The sequence below is a fragment of the Pseudomonas sp. SHLD1 genome, assembly GCF_028640935.1.
GTDB classification, from domain to species: domain Bacteria; phylum Pseudomonadota; class Gammaproteobacteria; order Pseudomonadales; family Pseudomonadaceae; genus Chryseomonas; species Chryseomonas aestiva.
Map to the genome: position 1 here is coordinate 22342 of NZ_JAQZAD010000022.1, position 20926 is coordinate 43267.

The window sequence follows — 20926 nt, forward strand, 5'->3', positions numbered from 1 at the left end:
TTCATGCCTGCGGCCAGGCAGCAAAGAGCAATCGAGACTTTCCCCAAACGCGTCACAGAAAGGACCACCCCATGTCTCAACACAAGAACTCCCGTCACCCGCTGGCATCGTCCAAGCTGAGCCTCATCGCCACCCTGGCGCTTGCCACCGCAGGGGCACCCACCGCCTTCGCGCAGGAAAGCCAAGCCAAGGATAGCAATGGCTGGCAAGCCGTGGGCATCGGCGCCGTCGTGCTCGACAAGCCCTACAGCGACTTCGACCGCGAGGTGCTTCCGCTCCCGTTGATCTCTTACGAAAGCAAGTGGATCAGTGCCACTGTGCCCACGTTCGACTTCAAGGCCTACTCGACGGAAACCTTCTCCTTGCGCCTGCGTGCCCGTTGGGCCGGCGATGGCTATGAGGCCAAGGATTCCCCGGTCCTGACCGGTATGGATGAGCGCAAGTCGAGCCTGTGGGCCGGCGGTGCGGTGACCTGGAAAACCAGCTTCGCGAACCTCAGCGGTGAAGTTCTGGCCGATGCCATGGGCAACAGCAAGGGCACGCGCGCCAAGGTGCAGATCGACCGTCGATTCGCAGCCGGCAAGTTCGGCTTCACCCCACGGGTGGCCGCAGAGTGGGTCGACGACAAGTACGTCAACTACTACTACGGCGTGCAGCAGTCCGAGGCCCTGGCCGGCCGGGCCTTCTATGAGGGCAAGGCGACCACGAACGTGCAGTTCGGCCTGCGCATGGACTACTCGCCGTCACGCCACCACTCGATGTTCGTGGACGTCGGCGCCACGCGCTTCGGCAATTCCGTCAAGGACAGCCCGCTGGTGGACAAGACCACGGGAACCACGCTGGCAGTCGGCTACGCCTACCGCTTCTGACGCTCTCATCAAACCCACCGCCATAGGCACTTGCTGCCTATGGTTCAGGAGAACTCGGAATGAAAACTATCCAATCCCTTGTGCTGGCCGCGATCGTGCTGGGCACCAGCGCGTGCGCCAGCAATGCTGTGAAGCAAGCACCGGCAGCCGGGCTGAGCGACGCCCCCTCGACTTCCGGGACACTGGTCGCATCCGTAGTCGAGGCACCGCCAGCAGCCGTTGCCATCACACCGTCACCTGGACACACCCACACGACAACCGGGGCAGCCGCTGGTGGCACATCGCCACCAGTTGTCACTTCCGCTCAGACGGCGGAAACCAGCGCCAACGCACCCGAAGCGATGACGCAAGCTGAGCAGGAAGCCGAAGCTCTGTACGCCACCCCGGCTGTGCGAGACCCCTGGGAAGGCTTCAACCGCAAGATGCACAGCTTCAACAACGTACTCGACCGTTTTGTTCTCCGTCCGGTGGCCGTCGGCTACGACAAGATCACGCCCGATCCTGTGCAATCGGGTGTGTCGCGCTTCTTCAGCAACCTGCGCCTTCCCGCCACGGCCATCAACCAGGCGCTTCAGGGCCGTCCTGGGGACGCCGGCCACCCGCGTCAACCGGTTTCGGGAGGCCGTGCTCGTCGACAATACGGGTAGCGCCAAATGACCAGGTTTGCTCGTGCAGCTCGACCGCCATGAACACTTCCCAGTCGGTCGTATCGTTATCCGGGCCTGGGTAGGCCACCCAGGCCTCACCGATCTGCAACGGCCCGTACTGCGTCTGGAACGTGACCGTCACGTGGCCGCGGGCGTAGTGCAGCCGCGGATTGCCAGTGCCCCGCACCTTCTTGATCACCGACGTGACGGTCATTGGCGGCAGGTCTTTCTCCGGAGCGTGAGCAAGGTGCTCGAGTAACTCCACGAAATCGTCGTAGCGGATATCCATCGTCTCAGGTCCATGAGGGGTACCCCGATACCCTGGCACCTTTCCTGAGAATGCAAAGGCGATCCCGCATGGACACAAGCCGTGCAGAAGTTGCATTCCTGGGGATTGGGAGATCCTGCAGAGGTCCTTCCAACTGTGGATCTCCCCATGTCTGTCGTCGCCCGAACTGCTGAAATCGATGCCCTCCTCTCCCGTGATGCCGTTGTCGCCATCGGCGTCAGCGGCGGCAAGGACTCGGACGCCTGTGCACTGGCAACGGCCGCCTACCTCGACAAGGTTGGCCACCGTGGGCCTCGGCTGCTGATCCATGCCGATCTTGGCTCGGTGGAGTGGGAGCAGGGCCTCCCCAAGTGCGAGGAACTGGCGAGTGCGATCGGCTGGGAGCTCGCCGTCGTTCGCCGTGAGGCGGGCGGAATGATGGAGCGTTGGAAGGGCCGTCGGGAGAACAACGTTCGTCGCTACGCTGACCTTTCGTGCGTCAAGCTGATCCTGCCCTGGAGCACACCGTCGATGCGCTTCTGCACCTCGGAACTCAAGAGTGCGGTGATCGCCAGCTACCTCAAGAAGCGGTTTCCCGGACGAGACATCATCAACGTCACTGGCATCCGTCGCCAGGAAAGCTCCAGCCGCAGCAAGATGCCGGTATCCAAGGTAGACACCCGACTCAGCCGGCGAGGCCTGCAGGGCGTGGTGTGGAATTCGATCATCGAATGGACGCTGCCAGAGGTCCTGGGAGAAATTGCGGGCCACGGCCGGGAGCTGCATGAGGCCTACACCCGGTACGGTATGAGCCGCGTGAGCTGCTCGTTTTGCATCATAGCTTCCAAACCGGACCTCATCGCTTCTACGACCTGCGTTGGCAATCAGGACACCTATCGTCGGATGGTTGCCCTGGAAGCAACGTCCTCGTTCGCGTTTCAGTCTGGCGCTTGGCTCGGCGACATTGCGCCTCACCTGCTCGACCCCAAAGCGCTGGAGCAGCTCCGAAACGCGAAAGAGGTATGCCGCATACGCGAAGCCGCAGAAGCGACCACCCCTCGGCATCTGCACTACGTTTCGGGATGGCCCACCTGTATCCCCACCGCTCAGGAAGCAGACCTTCTCGCTGACGTACGACTGACCGTCGCGCGACTGTTGAAGCTTGACGTCGCGTGCACTACCGGGCCCGAGGTCAGGGCTCGTTACGCGGAGCTGTACGCGGGCAAGCCTGAAGAGGTCTTGGAGGCTCCCATTCGGCTGATCCATCCCGCTGCATCGCAGATCGCGTTCGAGTTCGAGTTCGAGTTCGAGTTCGAGTTCTGATCCGTAGGTTGGGTGCTGATCACTCGAATCTGATGTAAGGAAAGCTCCGTAACCCGCATTCTAGGCGGATTGCAGAGGTAAGGGCGGCTTAAAAAGGGAGGGATTTCGTGCCCTATCTACAGGTCATTTTCCCTTTTTTATCCTTTACTGCTTTTTCCTTTACGGGCCTCTAAAACTCGCGCCTAGCAAGGCTTCCAGCACTTTAAAAGGGAGAGATTTGGTGCATTACAGGGAGGGATGTGGTTATTGCCGGGGAGAGATTTGGTGTGTGCCATGGAGGGATCTGGCGTTTACCAGGGAGGGATTTGGTGTGGCGTTACTTACACTCTTTGCGACAGTGAATCGGCGGCGACAGGTGCGATCTTGAGGGTGGAGCACTGTCAGGTGAGGCGGACCTCGTTCCCGCTAGTCGCTATTCAGACTTGTCGCGGAAGACCCAGCCGCCTGGCAAGGAGAGACGATTCATGCCGCAATCCTTTTGTCGTATGCATACGACAAATCATAATTAGCCGTCTTATTGTCGGTACCGCTGTAGCTACCGGGAGCACAGGTACACGCTCTATCCGACGCCAGGCCTGTACCTTCTATCTAATTTCGCAGCGCACGGCCGAGCTTTCGTAATGGCGCGTTGGAAGCGCTAAAATTGGCCTGCCGCGCTCCGAAACACTTCTAAACCAGCCGCCTATCAATAGCAGCGGTACTAGAGCAAGTCACCTTAGCAAGCCAGGCAAAGCATAAAAAACTTAACTCTGTACATGCTTACTTAAGCACTTAAGCACTTAAGCACTTAAGCACTTAAGCACTTACCTATGTTCTTCTGAGCTATCTAGACGGAGTACGTCGCAATGCTGGCAAAGGTCGTAGATGAGCGCGTACGTCCTTTACACGTTGGACGCTGCCGGAGGACGCTCGAACCGGCGCCGCGCCTCGGACAGCATCGAGAGGCTGAGCTTGCGGACCTCGATCTTGCTCTGCTCGATATGGGCCCTCAGCATCAGCAGGGTGTCATCGCGCTTGCGCAGGCGCAGTGCCTTGAGGATGCTCACGTGCTCGTTGTAGGTCTCTTCGATGCGGGCGCGCTGGGAGAAGTCCAGACGCCGGACGATGCGGATGTGCTCCGTCACCTCGCGGTGCACCCGCAGCATCTCCCGGTTCCCCGTCGCGGCCACCAGCCCGCTGTGAAAGGCTTCGTCCAGTTCGGCAACGGTTTGCATGTCGGTATGGCGCTGGTCCTGCGGCACTATCCAGACCTGGCATAGCGCTTCCAGCATTTCCGGCAGGTCGACCAGGCCGCAGAGCCGATCCACGGCGGCGGATTCGAGCACGATACGCAGGTCGTAGAGTTCGTCGATACGGGCGAAGTCGAGTGGCTTGACCATCCAGCCACGGCGAAACTCCACCTCCAGATAGCCTTCACGCTGTAGGCGGTACAGGGCGTCGCGTACCGGCGTTCGGGACACTTGGTAGCGCTCAGCGATCTGCGTCTCGGTGAAGCGGTCATGGGGCAGCAGATAGAAATCGAAGATTTCCTGCTTGATTCTCAGGTAGATCTGCTCGCCGAGGGCGTTGGTCTGGAACTGGGTCATGGGTTATCCCCGGGCGTCCAAGGTGTCCAGGTCGATACTGACGTGGGCGGCGACGACCTTCCACTCCCCTTCCAGACACAGCCAGGTCTGCATCTGGCGTCCGACCCGTGCGGTAACGCCATCGCTGAACTCGGTGCTGACGGTGGCGCAGTCCTCGCCGAAGGTGGTGATTACCGTGTGGTGCAGACGTCTGCCCGCCCCGACCGGTTGGCAGAGCCGTCGATACGAGGCGATGGCCTCGCTGCCATAGAGATTTTCCGCCACCCCGAAGCGAACCGTGTGGGGCGACGACCAGAAGTATCCATCGAGCGTTTCCAGCTCGTTGGCGATCAGCGCCCGCTCGTAATCGCGGAAGGCCGCCGTTACCGCGGCCACTACCTCGGGAAGATTGATTGCGGAAACCGATGTCATGGCAGGTCCTTGTGCAGAGCGGCTTCCAGGGCCGCCAAAAAGGCCGTCCGGCCGACAATGCCGCCCTGGGCGACGATCATGTCCAGTGTCGCGCGTTTGAACGCCGGGAAATAGCTTTCCGTGGCCTCCTCGATCAGCAGACAACGATAGCCGCGGTCATTGGCTTCCCGCATGCTGGTCTGCACGCAGACCTCGGTGGTGACGCCGGCGAACACCAGGTGACTGATACCCTCGGCTTGCAGTCGCTCGTGCAGACCAGTCGCATGGAACATGCCCTTGCCCGGTTTGTCGATCACCCACTCGCCGTCTATCGGGGCGACCTCGGCGAGGAGCTGGTTGCCGGGTTCGCCACGAACCAGGATGCGCCCCATCGGCCCGGGGTCGCCGATACGCAGCCCGGGCAGTCCGTGGGCGTGTTTGGCAGGGGGGCAATCGGACAGGTCGGGGAGGTGGGATTCGCGGGTATGGATCACCCGCAAGCGGTGCTGACGGGCCAACGCCAGCAGCCGCTGCACGGCCGGGATGATGGCTTTCAGTGGCGTCACATCGTTGCCCAGCGCCGCGCCGAAGCCGCCCGGTTCGACGAAATCCCGCTGCATGTCGATCACCACGAGCGCCGTACTGGCCGGCTCGAAGGCGAAGGCGTTGGGTCGGGCGCTCACCTGGATCATACGGCCTCCGCCTGCGTCGCACCGCCCGCCATGTGGTGACCCAGCACGGCCCGGTCGGCCTGGGCGATGGCGGTCTCGAAGCCGATATGGCCGTCACGCATCACCAGGATGCGATCGGCCAGTTCCAGCAGTTCATCCAGGTCTTCGCTCAACAGCAGCACCGCCGCACCGGCATTCCTGGCCGCGACGATCCGTTGGTGAATGAGCGCCGCCGACGCGAAGTCCAGTCCGAACACCGGATTGGAGACGATCAGCACCGCGACCCCCTCGGTCAGCTCACGTGCCAGGACGGCGCGCTGGACGTTACCTCCCGACAGGGTGCCGATGGGCCGTTCCGGATCGGCCGGCGTCACCTGGAAGCGCGCGATGAGCGCCTGCGCCTGGGCACGGATGGCGCGGCGGTCGAGGCGCCAACCCTGGCGACACAGCGGCGCCTGGTCGAAGTTGCGCAAGGCCAGGTTCTCCGCCACGCTCAGGCCGGCGATGCAGGCATTGCGCAGCGGCTCTTCCGGCAGGCTGTAGACCCGCAGGTCCTGCATCTCGCGGCGGGTGGCGTGATAGCGCTGGCCGTTCACCCGGATCTCGCCGGCACTGGCCTTGCGCTGCCCCAGCAGGGCCTCAGTGAGCTCACGCTGGCCGTTACCGGAAATCCCGGCGATACCCACGATCTCGCCGGGGCGTACGGCCAGCGACAGCCCGCTGACCGCCAGCGTCCCCTTGTCGCCTGGCACATCCAGCTTAACCACCTCCAGGCGAGGTGCCGCCTCGATCATGCCGGACCGCTCGAGCTTGGCCGCGGCGGCGCCCGCCTCGCCCATCATCCAGCTGGCCAGGGATTCGGGCGAAGTGTCCGCAACGGCCGTGCTACCGACCAGCCGGCCCTTGCGCAGGACCGTGACGTCATCGGCGAAGGCGGTCACTTCACGAAACTTATGGGTGATCATCAGTACCGAGATGTCTCCTCGATGGGCCATCTGCTGCATCAACCCCAAGACTTCATCGGCCTCCTGGGGCGTCAGGACCGAGGTCGGCTCATCGAGGATGATGAAGTGCCTTTCCAGGTACAGCTGCTTGAGGATCTCGAGCTTCTGTTTTTCACCCGCCGCCAGACTGCTTACAGGACGCTGTAGGTCCAGGCGGAACGGCATGCCCGCCATGAAAGCCGCCAGCCGCTCGCGCTCTCGCGACCAGTCAATACGCCAGCCCAGGTCGCCGCGCGACAACACCAGGTTTTCCGCGACGCTGAGCCCCGGTGCCACGGTGAAGTGCTGATAGACCATGCCGATTCCGAGGGCGTGGGCGTCCCTCGGCGTGCGGATCTGTCGCTCGCGATCATTCACCAGGATCGCGCCTTCGTCGAGCGGGCCATAGCCGACGATGCCCTTGACCAGGGTGCTCTTGCCCGCCCCGTTTTCGCCCAGCAGGGCGTGCACGGTGCCGGCCCTGACCTTCAGGGAGACCTCAGCCAGGGCGCGAAAGCTGCCGAAGGTCTTGCCGGCACCGATGATCTCCAGGTCCAGGGCGCGCATAGCTCAGTCCCCTGCCAGCACGGCGAGCAGCATGGACGAGTCGCCCACCGCACCAAAGACCCCACCCTGCATCTTGACCATGTTGAGCGCGGCCAAGTGGTTGCCGTGGTCCGTGGCGCCGCAGCAGTCTTCGAGTAGGATGCATTCGAAGCCACGGTCGTTGCCCTCGCGCATGGTGGTATGGACACAGACATCCGTGGTGATCCCGGTGAGGATCAGGTTGGCGATGCCGCGGGTGCGCAGGATGAGCTCAAGACTCGTGGCGTAGAACGACCCCTTGCCGGGCTTGTCGATGACGATCTCGCCCGGTAGCGGCGCCAGCTCCGGGATGATCTCCCACCCCGGCTCACCCCGGATCAGGATGCGACCGCAGGGACCGTCATCGCCAATGCCGGCGCCGATGTTCCGCGAGCGCCAGCGCTTGTTGGCCGGCAAGTCGGACAGGTCGGGACGATGGCCTTCGCGGGTATGGATGATGGGAAATCCCTGGGCCCGCATGACCTCGAGCACCGACTTTATGGGCTCGATGGGCGCGCGGGTCAGCGACAGGTCGTAGCCCATGGCATCGACATAGCCGCCGACGCCACAGAAGTCGGTCTGCATGTCGATGATGACCAGGGCGGTGTTGGCCGGATCGAGCCGACCGTCATAGGGCCAGGGGTAAGGCGCTGAGGCGAGCTGACGTGGGCTCATGGGTCACTCCTGAGCTGAGGGCGTGAACAGGCGCTCCGGCGCGGGCATTCCGCAGGAGGTGCCATCGATGTGGAACACCTGGTCCTCCCAAGGCAGCCGATAGCGGCCCGCCGCCAGGTCATGCATGTAGGTGTAGGGGCAGTCCTGGGCGCCGCCCTTGACGGCGGAATAACCTCGGTGGCCGAATTGGTAGATGTTGTTCTCCACTCCCCAGTGCACCCGCGCTTCACGCACCAGGTCCGGACGCATTTCGCAGCAGACGATCTCGTCGGCGCGACCACCGTCCTGGTTCATCACGCTACCGTCGAAATCGACGAACATGGCTTCCCCCATCGAGTCGAAGGTGCCATCGGACCCACACATGCAGACGCTGGCGGTCTGCAGCAGATTGCAGAAGGCATTGGCCTGATTGGTGATCTGCCAGGCATGACGGATCGGGGCGGTATAGCCCGCGGTACGGATCATGATCTCGGCACCCTTGTACGCGCACTCGCGCGCCATTTCCGGGAACATGCCATCGTGACAGATGATCAATGCCAGCTTGCTGCCACGCGGGCCGTCGCAGACCGGAATGCCCTGGTCGCCTGGCTCCCAGGGCTCGACCGGCACCCAAGGGTGCATCTTGCGGTAGTACAGGCGGATCTCGCCAGTATCGTCGACGATGAGGCCACTGTTGAAAGGGTTTCCCGCTGGATTGGCTTCCATGATGGAGAAGCAACCCCAGATGCGGTTATCGACGCAGGCCTGGCGTAGCGCCGCCACTTCCGGCCCTTCCAGGGAGCAGAGGATCTCCGGTGAGGTATCCATGGACAGCCCGTGCAACGAGTATTCCGGGAAGACGATCAGATCCAGGCTGGGCATGCCCCGCCGGGCCTTGCCGACCATCTCCACCACCCTCTGGGTCTGCGCCCACAGGGCCTCCCGGGTATGGGGATCCGGCAGCGACAGCTGCGCCAGACCGATCACGACGCCATTGGGCGACTTGTTCAAACCACCAAGACCACTGGACATGAGCTTCTACCTCTAGCGGGTGAGACTGAGCTCGCCGGGAGCGCCAGTCAGGGTTCGATTCGGCCGGCAGGTGACAAACATCACCAGCAGCGTCAGGGCATAAGGCGCGGCGGCGAACAGGTAATAGCCAGTGCTGATACCAACCGCTTGCAGGGCGGGGCCAATTGCACCGGCCGCGCCGAACAGCAAGGAGGCCCACAGGCAATTCAGCGGTTGCCAGCGCGCGAAGATCACCAGGGCCACGGCCATCAACCCCTGGCCACTGGAAAGCCCCTCGTTCCAGCTGGCGGGGTAATACAGCGAGAGATAGGCGCCGCCGACGCCGGCGAGAAAGCCGCCGACCGACGTCGCCCAGATGCGTACCCTGATCGGGTGATAGCCTAGGGCCTGGGCCGATTCGGCATGATCACCGACCAGGCGCAGCATCAGGCCCCAGCGGGTGCTGCGCAGCCCCCAGTGCAGCAGGATGGCCAGGGCCACACCCAGGAAGAACAGCACATTGATGTTCAGTGCCGAGTGCACCCGCTCATCCGCGGACCAGTGCCCCAGCGAAAACGACGGCAGCATGGGTGCCTGCGGCTGGATGAAGGCCTTGCCGAGAAAGAAGGCCAGGCCCGTTCCCAGCAGAATCAGGGCGATACCGAAGGCGATGTCGTTGACCTTGGGTAGCGAGCAGACGATGCCATGCAGCAACCCCAACAGCAGGCCGGTACAGCCTGCCGCGAGCACGCCCAGCCAGGGTGAGCCGGACAGGTAGGACGCGGCATAGCCGGTCATGGCCCCCGCGACCAGGATGCCCTCCAGGCCCAGGTTGATGCGCCCGCCTTTCTCGGTGAGGCACTCTCCCAGACTGACGAACAGAAAGGGCGTACCCACCCGCACCGCGCCGGCCAGCAGCGCCAGGAAGAAGGTCAGCCAATCGAGGTTAGCCATGCTCGGGAACGCCTCCGACCGGGGTTGCCACCTTCGCCAACAGCCGCAGACGCCAGGCCGTGAGGCGCGGACTCAGGGCTTCCCAGGCCAGCAGATTGGTGAACAGGATGCCCTCGAGAATCAGCGTCGTCGCATCGGGCAGGTCCAGGCGTCGCTGCAACAGGCTGCCGCTGGCTTCGACGCCGCCCAGCAGCGTCGCGCAGAGAATGATGGCCAGGGGGTTATGCCGGGCGGCGAAGGCCACCAGAATGCCGCTGGTGCCATAGCCGGCGATCAGTGCCGCGTTCGCACTGCCCTGCACCGCCGCGACCTCGAACATCCCGGCGAGCCCCGCCGCCGCCCCGCCGAGCAGGCAGGTCATCAGTACCAGGCGATTGACGGAAAGTCCCAGCATCCGCGCGGTTCGCACGTTGCCGCCGACGATGCCCAGGGCGAAGCCGCTGACACTATGGCGCAACAGTACATAGGCCAGCAGGCAGGCGATGACGCCCGCCACCAATCCCCAATGCACGGCAAAGGCGTCGCTCACGGTACCAATGAGATAGGTATCCTCGAGCGGCACGGTCGAGGGCTTGTTCAGACTCGCCGGATCGCGCAGCGGGCCTTCGACCAATTGCCGAAACAGCGCGATGCCGATGTAGGAGAGCAGCAGGCTGCCGATCGTCTCGTTGAGGCCGCGACTCTGCCGCATCCAGCCCGACAGCCCGATCCACAGGCCGCCGACCAGCATGGCCGCCAGGCCCATCAGTACCAGCATCAAAGGCCCGGGAAACGCGGGAAGCCACAGGGGCAGCACCGCGGCGGCCAGACCGCCCAGGACCAGGGCCCCTTCCCCACCGATGATGATCAGCCCGGCCCGAGCTGGCAGTGCGACGCACAGTGCGGTCAGCATCAGGGGCGCGGCGCGCTGGAGAGTATTCTCCCAGGCGAAGGAAGAGCTGAAGGCGCCTTCGAAGACCAACGCGCCCGCCGCCAGCGCCGGCTTGTTCTGCACAGCGAGGAAGAGCAGAAACAGCGCGCCCGAGGACAGCACGGCGAGCAGCGTGGGCAGTCCGGGCAGCGCCCTGGCCGCCAGCCGGTGCAGCTTGTGTTCGAGGCTATTCATGCCACCCTCAGATCTGGCCCTGGACGCCTTCGACCAGGTAATTCATCCGCTCAAGCACCACGTCGGTCTGCGGCTGGCTGGTACCTTCCGCGATGACGACAGTGCCCCTGTTGTCCTTGATCGGGCCTTTGAAGATGACGAAGTTGCCCGCGAGCATCTGGGCCTTGATGGCGTCGGCCTGCTGCTTGGCCGCGTCGCTCACCTTCGGGCCGTAGGCCGAGGTCTTCACGAAGCCCTCCTTGAGCCCGCCACGCATGAAGTTGATCATCGGCTTGCCGGCCTGGGCGGCCTCGACATGGGCGCGATAAGGGGTTTCCCAATTCCACTCGGCACCGGTGAGATAGCCATTGGGCGCCAGGGCGGCCTGGCTGGCGTGGGAGCCGCAGGTCATGACACTCCGCTTCTCGGCGGTTTCGACGATCACCTTGGGGCCATCCACGTGACAGGTCAGGACGTCGCAACCGCGGTCGATCAGGCTGTTGGCCGCCTCGGCTTCCTTGACCGGCAGCGACCAGTCACCGGTGAAGATCACCGTGACGGTGATGCTCGGGTCCACCGAGCGGGCACCGAGGGTGAAGGCATTGAGGTTGCGTAGCACCTGGGGTACCGGCTTGGCCGCGATGAAGCCGAGCTTCTTCGACTGGCTCATATGGCCCGCCACCACGCCGTTGAGGTACTGACCTTCATCGATGTAGCCGAAGAAACTGGCCGCATTGAGCGGATCCTTGCCCTCCTGCCAGAGGCCACCGCAATGGGCGAAGCGGACATCCGGGTACTTCTTCGCCACCTTGAGCACGTGGGGGTCGAAGTAGCCAAAGGAGGTGGGGAAGATCAGGGTGGCACCATCCTGGCGGATCATCGCCTCCATGGACTTCAGCACCGCCACCGTTTCCGGGACGTTCTCCTCTTCGATCACCTTGACGTTGGGCAGGGTCTTGATGATCGCGGCTGCCTGCGCATGAGCCTGGTTGTAGCCGAAATCATCGCGGGCGCCGACGTAAATGAAGCCGACGATGAGGGGCTTGTCGGCAGCCCGGGCCAGGCTGAACGGCAGCGCGGCACTGGCCCCGATCAGCCCTGCCAGCTTAATGAAATTGCGACGGTCGATAGGATTCATGTCAAGGTCCTCGGTGGGTGTTGGGATCAGAGCGACGCGCGATAGGCGCGCCAGCCCCCAAAGCGGGTGATGTCTTGGGCGCCATCGAGGCCGGCAGGCTCGCAGATGAAGCCCTTGACCCAGCGTCCATCGGCCAACTCGACCGAACCGATACCGAGTGGCGCGGGAATCGCGCCGACGAAGGCGCCGAAGAGGCGCAGTGGCATGGCCCAGACCTCGAGGTCGATCGCCGCGCCCTGCTCCGCCACCCTGACCAGGCCAGGCTTGGCCGGCTGGGTACTGGCCAGGGCATAGAGTCGATAGTTGTCACTGGTGGTGGTGCTGGACCGGCAGCGGGCACCGCTTTCGAGCAGTTGCCAGTTCAGCGGCTGGCCCCAGAGATGTGCACCCACAACGGCTACTTCCACCTGGCGTTCACCCGCGTCCAGCGGCGCGAGGGCTATGGTGTCGCTCTGGTCTTCGCCCCCGAACAGCGACTGCCAGCGTGCGGCGGTCTCGGCTAGGTACTGGTCCGAGCCGGCGCGGCCAATCAGGGTGATACCTGCAGGCAGACCATCGGCGCGGGGTACGCCTGGCAAAGCGAAGGCCGCCATGTTCATCAGATTGACGAAGTTGGTGTAGTGGCCCAGGCGCGCATTGCTCTGGACGGGATCCGCCATGACCTCGGCGATGGTGGGCATGCACGGCGCCGTGGGTACCAACAGCAGGTCGACGTCGGCCAGCAGTTGCTCGGCCTCCCGGGTCAGGGCTTGCAGACGGTATTGCGCCTCAAAGGTATCGACCGCGCTGAAACGATCCGCGCCAGCCAGGATGCCCTTGACCACGGGATGGATGGCAGCCGGTCGTTCAGCATAGAACTGCCCTACGGCCGCCCGTCTTTCAGCCACCCAAGGTCCCTGATAAAGCAGTGCGGCTGCTTCGGCCAGGACGGCATAGGGTATTTCGTCAATCGTGACGCTCGGATCCTGGCGCAATCGCGCCAGGCTCTGCGCGTAGGCTTGCGCGGCCTGGCCGTCGCCGAAGAATTCCGGCTGCGCCGGTACCGCCACCCTACACCGCCGGCGCTGCACGGGCCGGGTCAGGGGTTGGCGCGCATAGGCGTCCTCGGCATCGTAGTGGGCCGCCACCTGCATGACCTGCCAGGCACTGGCGGCATCCGCGGCGAAGATGGACAGGGTATCGACGCTCCGGCAGGCCGGCACGACGCCGCGGCTGCTCAGCAGTCCCAGGCTCGGCTTGAGCCCGACGATCCCATTGAATCCAGCGGGCACCCGCCCGGAGCCGGCCGTATCCGTCCCCAGGGCGAAGGCGACATAGCCCAGGGCGACGGCCACCGCCGAGCCGGAGCTGGAGCCACCGGACACGTAGCGCTCATCGACCGCGTTGCGCACGGCGCCATAGGGCGAGCGGACACCCACCAGCCCGGTGGCGAACTGATCGAGGTTGGTCTTGCCCACCAGGATGGCGCCGGCATCCAGCAGACGCTGGACGACGTAGGCGTTTTCCCGGGCCACGTAGGCGAACTCTGGACAGGCCACCGTGGTGGGGAGTCCTGCCACATCGATGTTGTCCTTGACCGCGAAGGGAATGCCATAGAGCGGAAACCGCTCCTGCAGCGCGCCGCCGAACTCGTTGGCCTGCTGCTCCAACTCCCGGGCCCGCGCCTGCAAAGCCTCTTGCGGCAGACGGTGAATCCACACCTCCGGTCGGTCGCTGAGCGCCAGCGTCTCGAGCAAGGTCTGAACGGTCTGACTGGGCATCAGATCACCTGCGGCATAGCGCTGGGTCAGGGTACTGATGGGGTACGGATTCATGAGCATTCATTCTTGTATACAAGTGTGAATTCAAGATTTGCATGCTCTGTGCCAAGTTGTGTTTGGGGACTACGGGCGGCCCCTATCCCCGTCCTTGAGCCTTCAGGCACCAGCTAAAAGAACGGAGGTGACGGTCCGGTGTGAGCCCCGTGCACCGGTAGCGTGCAATCGGCGGACGCACGCACCGCTTTGGTTGGCGCCGCTTGGGCGGTTACGCCAGCCGCCAGTCGAGCACCTTCCATCCTGCGGCCTGGGCCTGAACCAGCAGTACCTCATCGGGGTTGACCGCCACCGGGTGTTCGACCTTGCTCAACAGGGGCAGGTCGTTACGGGAGTCTGAGTAGAAACTGGCGCCCGCCAGGGACTCGTGCTGCTCCTGCAGCCACTGCTCGAGACGGATCACTTTGCCCTCACGGTAGGTGAGCACGCCCGAGGTGCGCCCCGTATACCGACCTGCGACGACCTCCACGTCTATCGCCAGCACCTCGTCGATACCGAGGCAGGCCGCGATGGGTTGGACCAGGAAGGCCGCCGAGGCCGAAATTACCAGCAGACGGTCGCCCGCCTGGCGGTGGGCCTCCACAGTGCTGCGGGCGGCGGGATAGAAGCGCGGTGCGATGACAGTATCGAGGTAACCGTGCACCACCTCGGCCACCTCCGCGGGCGTCCGGCCAACCAGTGGTTCGAGGCTGAACGCCATGTAGTCTTCCATGGCCAGTTGCCCCTGGCCGTACAGGGCCATGAGCGCCTGGTCGCGGCGCGGGAAGTCCTCGGCGTCCACCCAGCCGATGCGTGCCATCCAGGCACTCCAGAGGCTGGCGCAATCGCCGTGGATGAGGGTTTCGTCGAGGTCGAACAAAGCAAGGGCCATGGGAAGTTCCCAGCGTGTTAAAGAGATGCGGCCGCCAACAGCGCGCCGGCGGCCGGGAGGGACGGCTCAGCCCATTGCCGGCGCTACCGCACCTTTGGCGGCCGGACGCGGGGCCACGCCGAGCTCGAACAGATCGGCGACCCGCCGGCTTTCCGCCTCGCTGGGCTTGATGGCCAGGGCGCAACCCACGAACACCAGGGCATTGAAGATCACGCCGACGATCCCGCTGGTAAGCGAACCCAGCGCCGCGATGTCGTCCGGGTAGAGCACCGTCAGGACGATGGCGATGAGAATGCCGGTGAGCATCCCCAGGATGGCGCCCTGCTTGTTGCCCCAGCGGGTGAAGATGCCGAAGAACAGCGGCACTGCCAGCTGGATGATCCCCTGGTAGGAAATCTGTGCCAGCAGCTGCAGGCGCGAGTAGTTGAACGTCAGGTAGGCCACCACGGCGGCGGCGGCGATGAAGACGATCATTCCGCCCTTGGCCAGCGCGGTGAGCTGGCGGTCGGTCCGGGGCGTGGTCCAGGTCGCGAGATCATTGGCGAACTGCACACCGCAGACCTGCACACAGCCGTCGACGTGACCGATGCTCGCGGCCAGGACGATGGCGATGGCCAGCGCCAGCAGCCACGGCCCGCCGATATCGAACAGGGACAGGAACCAGCCCTGCTGCGGATGGGCCGCCACGTTCGGGTCCTGGCTGACCGCGGCGGCAAACAGCATGAGGATGCCGTAAAAGCCGCCCACCAGCAGGATGGTGTAGACCGTGCCCTTCTTTACCGAGCGGACGCCGCTGGCGGTGTAGATGCGCTGGAAGCTCATGGGCCAGCACATGGAACCGATCACCCCGGTGAAGATCAGGCTGAACATGTACCAGGCGCCATAGCCGGTTCCGGTGTCTCCGGGAATCAGCAGCATCTTGGCCGGCAGTTCGGCCAGGTTGGCGAAGGAGGCGTTTTCACTGCCGCCCAGCAGGAGGACACAGAGCGCCGCGGCCAGGACGTAGGCGATCAGGCCCTGGTACATGTCGGTCATGATCAGGCCGCGCATGCCCATGCTCACCGTCCAGTATTGGCGGATCAGCACCACCAGCACGCCGGCGGTCAGGCAGGCGGTGATGCCCCAGCTGCCGAAGCTGGCGAACTGGAACAGCATGGCCAGTGCCTGGATGCCCATGACCACCCAGGGGAATACCGAGATGATGCCGATGATGGAGGCCAGTCGCTTGACCGCCGGGCTGTCGAATCTCATGCCCAGCAGGTCGGGCTGGGTGGTGAGGTTGAATCTCTGGCCCCAGGTCCAGGCGCGATTGGCCATGAGGTACATGGCGGTCACGCCGAGGGTCGAATAGACCATGCCGTAGAAGCCGAGGGCCCCGCCCACCGACAACGAGAAGAACGCTGTGAAGGTCGCGCCCGGCCACCAGGAGTTGGTGTAGCACATGGCGATGTACCAGGGCCCGTAGGAGCGACCGCCGACCGCGTAGTCGGCGAAGTCATGGCTCTGCTTGTTGGTGAGATAGAGCACGGCGATCATCCCGGCCAGGAACAGGCCGATGACGCCGAAGCTGATAAGCATGTCGAAGGAGCTACCGGCAGGGATCATGGCTGAGTCTCCTCGGGGATGTCGCCATTGGCGGATTCGACGAGATAGAGCGCCGCTACGCCGACGCCGAGCAGTACGGCGATGAGGATCCAGTATAAGATCGGCAAGGGAATGCCCAGTACCACTTGAGTGCTGCCGCTCACGCTGAGATAGAACGGCGGGAAGACCGCCATCAGCAGCAGGGCGCAGAAGTACAGACCGAAACCGCAGGTCTTGAGCGAGAAAGGCCGGGAGGACGTCATGACGACACCCCCTTCCGGACACCGCAGCGCTGCGCTGCGGACGGTACACGAGGGGAAATGAGACTGTTCACGAGGGCTGGCTCCTGTGGCAGGCCGACGGTTGATCGAAAGAGGCTTCGCGAGGCAGTCGAGGGGCGCTCCTGCGCGATGAACAGGTCATCTGCAGGGGGACGCCGGTGTTTCCTATCGTTGTCGGCCACCTTCTGCGAAGTGGCTCGGGGATCCGTCAGACCTGCCTAAGCCAGGTCTCCCAACGGGAATCGTGGATGACGCTGCGGGCGCGGCTGTGCTTAAGCGCGCCATATTTGTAGAAGTCGAAATCGATCTGCGAGACGGCGTGCTGCACCATGGCCCAGGTGGACCACTTGAGGTCGGCCAGCGCCTTGTTGACGTACACCCGCGCCAGCGTCTGAGGGGTCACGGCGCCGAAGTAGTCTTCGAGCAAGGCCAATTCCATGTCCGGGGCGAAGAACATCTCACCGAACCAGAGCGCCAGTTCATAGTGGCGATCGTTGTTGGAGGCATATTCGAAGTCCACCAGCCGCACCTCGGCCGCGGCGTTGAGCATGAAATTACCGGCCAGGGTGTCGTTCATGCAGGGCGCCAGATCGACTCCGGACGCCTCCAGTGCCTGCCGGGCACGGTGATACTGGCGGTCGAGCCAGGCATGGTCATCGGGCCATTGCCCGCCCAGCTCATGCACCTGGCGCTGGTGCTCGTCGATCATGTCGAAGGCCGTCTTGGTCTGGATCAACAACGGCTGGTCGTTGAAGGCCTTGAGTGCACGCAGCGCCCGGTGGCGGACGTCGCGATCGAGGAAGTCACGATTGGACGAGGCGCGCCAGCCCTCCATGAACTCGAAGACCTCCACGCCGTGAGCCTTGAGAAAGGCCACCACCGGGGCGCCATAACCGGTAGCCGCGGCCTTGAGGCTGGCATCGTGGGCGGTACGCCGGTCGATGAAGAGCTCCGTGCCCTGCCCCGGCACCTTGAGGAAGAACGCCGTCGGCGCTCCTTCGATCTGCACCCGCCAGTTGGTGTTGGAAATGCCGCCACTGACCGGGGCATAGTGGGCCGTGCAGCCGGCCCAGGGCTCATGAGCGAGAATCGCCTGCTCGAGCTGCCGCTCCGCCTGGGTACTCGCTTCGCCTAGTCGCTTCATCTCGCTCATCCTCGTACCTGACGGAGCCAGCTTTCGAAGCGCGACTCCTGAATCGTCATCCGGCAGCGCAACAGGGTCCACTGGCCGACCTTGGAGAACTCCAGCGGCCGCGCCGAGGCGACTCCGGCCCACAGGCCCCACAGCGTCCAGTACCAGTCATCCAGCAGACCGTAGAGGCGGCAGCGGGCGTAGTCCGCGTCGCGCGCCGTCGCACTCCAGCGGGCGATACCGGCGCGCCATTGCGGCTCGAAGGGATAGAGCTCATTGAGCGTGATGGCGACGTCATACCAGGGATCGAAGCAACCACCCCGATCGAAATCCAGCAGCCGGAATTCGCCTGCAGCATTGACCATCACATTGCCAGCGAGGCCATCGCCATGCAGGGGGCGCACCTCGCCGGGTTGCTGGCGCAGGGCCTGCCACGCCTGCTCGACGCAGTCATCGATCCAGGCATGGTCAGCGGGCAAGGCCACCGCCTGCTGGCGACAGAGCGTGCGAAGCCTTTCGAGATCGGCCCAGGGCGACCGCTCGAAGGCGGGTGCCGGCCCCTCCTGCACCGCTCGCTTGAGCCGCCACAGAACCTCCAGGCTGAGCCCCGGCTGCAGCCGGTCGAGGCGCGCCCAATGCCAGTCCTCTGGCGCCAGGCGCTCGAGCAGCATGACGCCCCGTTCGGCATCCGCGAGCCGCACTGCCGGCGTGACTCCGGCCGCGGCCGCGCAGCGGGTCGCCTCGACGCTTTGGGCGAAATCGATGAGCGGCCGCATGTCGTCGTACAGCACCTTGGCATAGAAGGCGCCCTGGTCACTGTACACCTGGAAACCCGCCCACTCACAGGCCAGGCGGGTTGGCGAGGCCACGCCCGGGGTGCCCGGGGAGAGCTGCAGGTCAGTCAGGCCGGCTGCGGTCAGCGCATGTTGCAAACGATCGAATTCGAGGGTGGACGTCATGGCGCAGGACCTCAGAGGTACAGCTCAGGTTGGCAACAGGTGCGATACAAAAAGGCCGTGAGAATGCGTAATCCCTGGTGCAAATCGGCGGTAGCCGAGAATTCCGCTTCGTTGTGCGACAGTCCGCCCTGGCTGGGTACGAATAACAGCGCCGCGGGATAGCGACGCCCCAGGCTGATGGCGTCGTGCCCGGCGACGGTGGCGCTATCGCCGGCGGGCACCCCCAGCGCCGCGCAGGTCAGTCGCGCCAGGTCAGCCAGTCCTTCGTGCAGGTGGCTGGGTTGGCGCAGTTGCTCGCTTTCGAGCGTGAAGGTGGTGCCGGTACGGGCGGCGATCGAATCGAGGCTGGCACGAAAGCGCTCTTCGGCCTCCACCAGCAGCGCCATGGACGGCGAACGAAACTCCACCCACAGCCGCGTCAATGCCGGCACCACGTTGGGGGAGTTGGGCTCGAGTTCCAGGCGGCCTACCGAGGTGTGCATGTCCAGGCCATGCCGCTCGGCTTCGGCCCTGACCGCCACGATCGCCTCGGCCGCCGCCAGGAGGGCATCGCGACGCACTGCCATGGGCGCCGGACCGGTGTGGTTCTGCTCCCCGTCGAAACGAACCCGCCATTTCAAGGCGGCCCAGGTGTGCCGTACCACGCCAATGGCAAGACCCTGGCTTTCCAGCTGAACGCCCTGCTCGACATGCATTTCCAGGTAGGCGGCGACGGGCAGGTCCAGCATCGCCTCGCCGCGATAGCCGATCTGCCCGAGGGCTTCCCCCAGCGTCACCCCGGTGCCGTCGCGGCTGGCCCAGGCCTCGTCGACTGAGAGACTGCCGATGAAGGCGCTGCTGCCGATGAGACTGGGCTGAAAGCGCGCGCCCTCCTCGTTCGTCCAGTTCACCACGGCGAGATTGAAGGCCGGCGTTTCACTGCGCGCCTCGAGCTGGCGCGCCACGCTGGCGATGGCGACCGCACCGGCGAGCACGCCATAGACACCATCGAAACGACCGGCCTTGGGTTGGGTATCCAGATGGGAGCCGCAGAGCACATAGGGCGCTGCAGGATCGAAGGTCATCAGGCCAAACTGGTTACCGACGGCATCGACCTGCACCGTGAAACCATGGGCGCGGAGCCAGGCGCTGAAGACATCGCGCATGGCGCCATCCTCTGCGGACGCGGCCAGGCGCTGCAGGCCACCTCTGGGGGTGGCACCGATGGCCGAACTCTGCGCGAACAACGCGTCGAAGGCATCGAGGTCCGCCGCGTCGGCAACGGGAAGGTCACGGGTAAACGAGCTCGACATCGGCTGACTCCAGACAGCGCACGAACTCGGCGGATGGCGGCCGGTTGCTGACCAGCGTATCCACCGCCGAGAACGGCAAGGTATTGATGAAGGTGCGGTGACCGAATTTGGCGTCGTCCGCCAGGATGACGCTGCGGCGGCAGTTCACCGTCAGCGTGCGACGCAGATGCGCCTCGGGTTCCTCGTAGTCCATGAGCCCCAACTCGGCATCCACCGCGCCGATCCCCATGAAGGCGATGTCGTAGTGAAAGCCCGCGGCGAACGCCAGGGTATGCGGGCCGATCAGGGCGTTATCGTTGCGGCGGATGTCCCCGGGGGTCATCAGCACCTGGGTGGCGCTGTGCTGCGTGAGCAGCAGGCCAATATCCAGGGAGTTGGTCACCACCCGCAGGGCTTTGAACCGGGTGAGCTGCTGCGCGAGCGCGAGGGTCGTCGTACCGGTGTCCAGGAACAGCGCCATGCCGTCCTGGACCAGCTCCGCCGCACAGGCCGCTAGACGGGTCTTGGCGCGCGTCTGGATGCGGCTACGCACCTGCAGGGGTTGCTCTTCGTTGGGCTTGGGCAGCACCGCACCACCATGGATCCGACGCAGCTTGCCGGCCTCCTCGAGGTGCTTGAGATCACGCCGGATCGTCTCTTCCGATACCTGCATGGCCTGCGCCAGGTCTGCGGCCTTGACGCGCTGCTGCAGGTTGATGAGACGCAAGATTTCGTCAAGGCGAGGCTGGTTCAGCATGGCAGGAGTCGTCCGCAACAGAGAGAAGCGCTCAGTGTAACGGGCTGCTCCGGCTGATTTCGCGCGGCGTGCGTGCAGCCTCGCCGCGACCTTG

Annotated in this window: 21 protein-coding genes; 3 read left to right on the forward strand and 18 right to left on the reverse strand. The window is 64.4% G+C overall.

Annotation, left to right across the window (positions count from 1 at the left end):
- Positions 1-71: 71 nt before the first annotated feature.
- A complete protein-coding gene (locus tag PVZ77_RS15920; protein WP_273808070.1) occupies positions 72-869 on the forward strand; it encodes a MipA/OmpV family protein in 798 nt (265 codons plus the stop codon).
- Positions 870-928: 59 nt separating this feature from the next.
- Positions 929-1516, forward strand: a complete 588-nt coding sequence (locus tag PVZ77_RS15925; protein WP_273808072.1) for an MlaA family lipoprotein — start codon at positions 929-931, stop codon at positions 1514-1516.
- Here the strand turns inward: PVZ77_RS15925 and PVZ77_RS15930 are convergent.
- Positions 1428-1805 (reverse strand): hypothetical protein, encoded by a 378-nt coding sequence (locus tag PVZ77_RS15930; protein ID WP_273808073.1) that lies wholly within the window; start codon positions 1803-1805, stop codon positions 1428-1430. The two genes, PVZ77_RS15925 and PVZ77_RS15930, sit on opposite strands and share 89 nt — an antisense overlap.
- Before the next feature lie 147 nt (positions 1806-1952).
- On the opposite strand from PVZ77_RS15930, the gene PVZ77_RS15935 reads away from it, so the two are divergent.
- A complete protein-coding gene (locus PVZ77_RS15935; RefSeq protein ID WP_273808074.1) occupies positions 1953-3107 on the forward strand; it encodes a phosphoadenosine phosphosulfate reductase domain-containing protein in 1155 nt (384 codons plus the stop codon).
- Between the two features lie 881 nt (positions 3108-3988).
- On the opposite strand, the gene PVZ77_RS15940 is transcribed toward PVZ77_RS15935, so the two are convergent.
- The 17 genes from PVZ77_RS15940 to PVZ77_RS16020 all read right to left on the reverse strand — a co-directional run bounded on the left by PVZ77_RS15940 (position 3989) and on the right by PVZ77_RS16020 (position 20832).
- Positions 3989-4693, reverse strand: coding sequence for a GntR family transcriptional regulator (locus tag PVZ77_RS15940; protein ID WP_273808076.1), 705 nt, complete (start codon positions 4691-4693; stop codon positions 3989-3991).
- 3 nt (positions 4694-4696) lie between these two features.
- Positions 4697-5104 (reverse strand): oxalurate catabolism protein HpxZ, encoded by a 408-nt coding sequence (gene hpxZ / locus PVZ77_RS15945; protein WP_273808077.1) that lies wholly within the window; start codon positions 5102-5104, stop codon positions 4697-4699.
- On the reverse strand, positions 5101-5775 hold the full coding sequence (locus PVZ77_RS15950) for a cysteine hydrolase family protein (protein WP_273808078.1): 675 nt from the start codon (positions 5773-5775) through the stop codon (positions 5101-5103). Before PVZ77_RS15950 ends, hpxZ begins: the two co-directional genes overlap by 4 nt.
- Positions 5772-7304, reverse strand: a complete 1533-nt coding sequence (locus PVZ77_RS15955) for an ABC transporter ATP-binding protein (RefSeq protein WP_273808079.1) — start codon at positions 7302-7304, stop codon at positions 5772-5774. Before PVZ77_RS15955 ends, PVZ77_RS15950 begins: the two co-directional genes overlap by 4 nt.
- 3 nt (positions 7305-7307) lie before the next feature.
- Entirely contained in the window at positions 7308-7997 is a 690-nt protein-coding gene (gene biuH, locus PVZ77_RS15960) for a biuret amidohydrolase (RefSeq protein ID WP_273808080.1), read from the reverse strand.
- Between the two features lie 3 nt (positions 7998-8000).
- Positions 8001-9008: a formamidase gene (locus tag PVZ77_RS15965; RefSeq protein WP_273808082.1), complete on the reverse strand. Its 1008-nt coding sequence runs from the start codon at positions 9006-9008 to the stop codon at positions 8001-8003.
- Between the two features lie 12 nt (positions 9009-9020).
- The gene (locus tag PVZ77_RS15970; protein WP_273808083.1) at positions 9021-9941 is read right to left on the reverse strand and encodes an ABC transporter permease; all 921 of its coding nucleotides are present in this window, start codon (positions 9939-9941) and stop codon (positions 9021-9023) included.
- A complete protein-coding gene (locus PVZ77_RS15975) occupies positions 9934-11046 on the reverse strand; it encodes an ABC transporter permease (protein WP_273808084.1) in 1113 nt (370 codons plus the stop codon). Before PVZ77_RS15975 ends, PVZ77_RS15970 begins: the two co-directional genes overlap by 8 nt.
- Positions 11047-11053: 7 nt before the next feature.
- Positions 11054-12163 carry a BMP family ABC transporter substrate-binding protein gene (locus PVZ77_RS15980; RefSeq protein WP_273808085.1) on the reverse strand — a complete coding sequence of 370 codons (1110 nt, stop codon included), beginning with the start codon at positions 12161-12163 and terminating at the stop codon, positions 11054-11056.
- A 26-nt stretch (positions 12164-12189) separates the two neighbouring features.
- On the reverse strand, positions 12190-13977 hold the full coding sequence (gene atzF, locus PVZ77_RS15985) for an allophanate hydrolase (protein ID WP_273808086.1): 1788 nt from the start codon (positions 13975-13977) through the stop codon (positions 12190-12192).
- 211 nt (positions 13978-14188) lie between these two features.
- Positions 14189-14848, reverse strand: a complete 660-nt coding sequence (locus PVZ77_RS15990) for an HAD family hydrolase (protein WP_273808092.1) — start codon at positions 14846-14848, stop codon at positions 14189-14191.
- A 66-nt stretch (positions 14849-14914) separates the two neighbouring features.
- Positions 14915-16453, reverse strand: a complete 1539-nt coding sequence (locus tag PVZ77_RS15995) for a sodium:solute symporter family protein (RefSeq protein ID WP_273808093.1) — start codon at positions 16451-16453, stop codon at positions 14915-14917.
- Positions 16450-16695 carry a hypothetical protein gene (locus PVZ77_RS16000; protein WP_273808094.1) on the reverse strand — a complete coding sequence of 82 codons (246 nt, stop codon included), beginning with the start codon at positions 16693-16695 and terminating at the stop codon, positions 16450-16452. The genes PVZ77_RS15995 and PVZ77_RS16000 overlap by 4 nt, the downstream gene beginning before the upstream one ends.
- 226 nt (positions 16696-16921) lie before the next feature.
- Positions 16922-17857, reverse strand: coding sequence for a choline kinase family protein (locus tag PVZ77_RS16005; RefSeq protein ID WP_273808095.1), 936 nt, complete (start codon positions 17855-17857; stop codon positions 16922-16924).
- Positions 17858-17862: 5 nt separating this feature from the next.
- Positions 17863-18804 (reverse strand): aminoglycoside phosphotransferase family protein, encoded by a 942-nt coding sequence (locus PVZ77_RS16010; protein WP_273808096.1) that lies wholly within the window; start codon positions 18802-18804, stop codon positions 17863-17865.
- An 11-nt stretch (positions 18805-18815) separates the two neighbouring features.
- Positions 18816-20096, reverse strand: a complete 1281-nt coding sequence (locus tag PVZ77_RS16015) for a Zn-dependent hydrolase (RefSeq protein WP_273808097.1) — start codon at positions 20094-20096, stop codon at positions 18816-18818.
- Complete coding sequence (locus PVZ77_RS16020; RefSeq protein WP_273808108.1) at positions 20074-20832, reverse strand: DeoR/GlpR family DNA-binding transcription regulator; 759 nt, start codon at positions 20830-20832, stop codon at positions 20074-20076. Before PVZ77_RS16020 ends, PVZ77_RS16015 begins: the two co-directional genes overlap by 23 nt.
- Positions 20833-20926 lie beyond the last annotated feature (94 nt).

Excerpts from the sequence above, each read along its gene's own strand:
- atzF (WP_273808086.1), bottom strand. The coding sequence starts at position 13,977 with ATGAATCCGTACCCCATCAGTACCCTGACCCAGCGCTATGCCGCAGGT.
- PVZ77_RS15975 (WP_273808084.1), bottom strand. The coding sequence starts at position 11,046 with ATGAATAGCCTCGAACACAAGCTGCACCGGCTGGCGGCCAGGGCGCTG.
- PVZ77_RS15980 (WP_273808085.1), bottom strand. The coding sequence starts at position 12,163 with ATGAATCCTATCGACCGTCGCAATTTCATTAAGCTGGCAGGGCTGATC.
- PVZ77_RS15950 (WP_273808078.1), bottom strand. The coding sequence starts at position 5,775 with ATGATCCAGGTGAGCGCCCGACCCAACGCCTTCGCCTTCGAGCCGGCC.
- PVZ77_RS16005 (WP_273808095.1), bottom strand. The coding sequence starts at position 17,857 with ATGAAGCGACTAGGCGAAGCGAGTACCCAGGCGGAGCGGCAGCTCGAG.
- PVZ77_RS16000 (WP_273808094.1), bottom strand. The coding sequence starts at position 16,695 with ATGACGTCCTCCCGGCCTTTCTCGCTCAAGACCTGCGGTTTCGGTCTG.
- PVZ77_RS15940 (WP_273808076.1), bottom strand. The coding sequence starts at position 4,693 with ATGACCCAGTTCCAGACCAACGCCCTCGGCGAGCAGATCTACCTGAGA.
- PVZ77_RS16020 (WP_273808108.1), bottom strand. The coding sequence starts at position 20,832 with ATGCTGAACCAGCCTCGCCTTGACGAAATCTTGCGTCTCATCAACCTG.
- PVZ77_RS15930 (WP_273808073.1), bottom strand. The coding sequence starts at position 1,805 with ATGGATATCCGCTACGACGATTTCGTGGAGTTACTCGAGCACCTTGCT.
- PVZ77_RS15925 (WP_273808072.1), top strand. The coding sequence starts at position 929 with ATGAAAACTATCCAATCCCTTGTGCTGGCCGCGATCGTGCTGGGCACC.
- PVZ77_RS16015 (WP_273808097.1), bottom strand. The coding sequence starts at position 20,096 with ATGTCGAGCTCGTTTACCCGTGACCTTCCCGTTGCCGACGCGGCGGAC.
- PVZ77_RS15990 (WP_273808092.1), bottom strand. The coding sequence starts at position 14,848 with ATGGCCCTTGCTTTGTTCGACCTCGACGAAACCCTCATCCACGGCGAT.
- PVZ77_RS15995 (WP_273808093.1), bottom strand. The coding sequence starts at position 16,453 with ATGATCCCTGCCGGTAGCTCCTTCGACATGCTTATCAGCTTCGGCGTC.
- biuH (WP_273808080.1), bottom strand. The coding sequence starts at position 7,997 with ATGAGCCCACGTCAGCTCGCCTCAGCGCCTTACCCCTGGCCCTATGAC.
- PVZ77_RS15935 (WP_273808074.1), top strand. The coding sequence starts at position 1,953 with ATGTCTGTCGTCGCCCGAACTGCTGAAATCGATGCCCTCCTCTCCCGT.
- PVZ77_RS15955 (WP_273808079.1), bottom strand. The coding sequence starts at position 7,304 with ATGCGCGCCCTGGACCTGGAGATCATCGGTGCCGGCAAGACCTTCGGC.
- hpxZ (WP_273808077.1), bottom strand. The coding sequence starts at position 5,104 with ATGACATCGGTTTCCGCAATCAATCTTCCCGAGGTAGTGGCCGCGGTA.
- PVZ77_RS16010 (WP_273808096.1), bottom strand. The coding sequence starts at position 18,804 with ATGACGTCCACCCTCGAATTCGATCGTTTGCAACATGCGCTGACCGCA.
- PVZ77_RS15970 (WP_273808083.1), bottom strand. The coding sequence starts at position 9,941 with ATGGCTAACCTCGATTGGCTGACCTTCTTCCTGGCGCTGCTGGCCGGC.
- PVZ77_RS15965 (WP_273808082.1), bottom strand. The coding sequence starts at position 9,008 with ATGTCCAGTGGTCTTGGTGGTTTGAACAAGTCGCCCAATGGCGTCGTG.
- PVZ77_RS15920 (WP_273808070.1), top strand. The coding sequence starts at position 72 with ATGTCTCAACACAAGAACTCCCGTCACCCGCTGGCATCGTCCAAGCTG.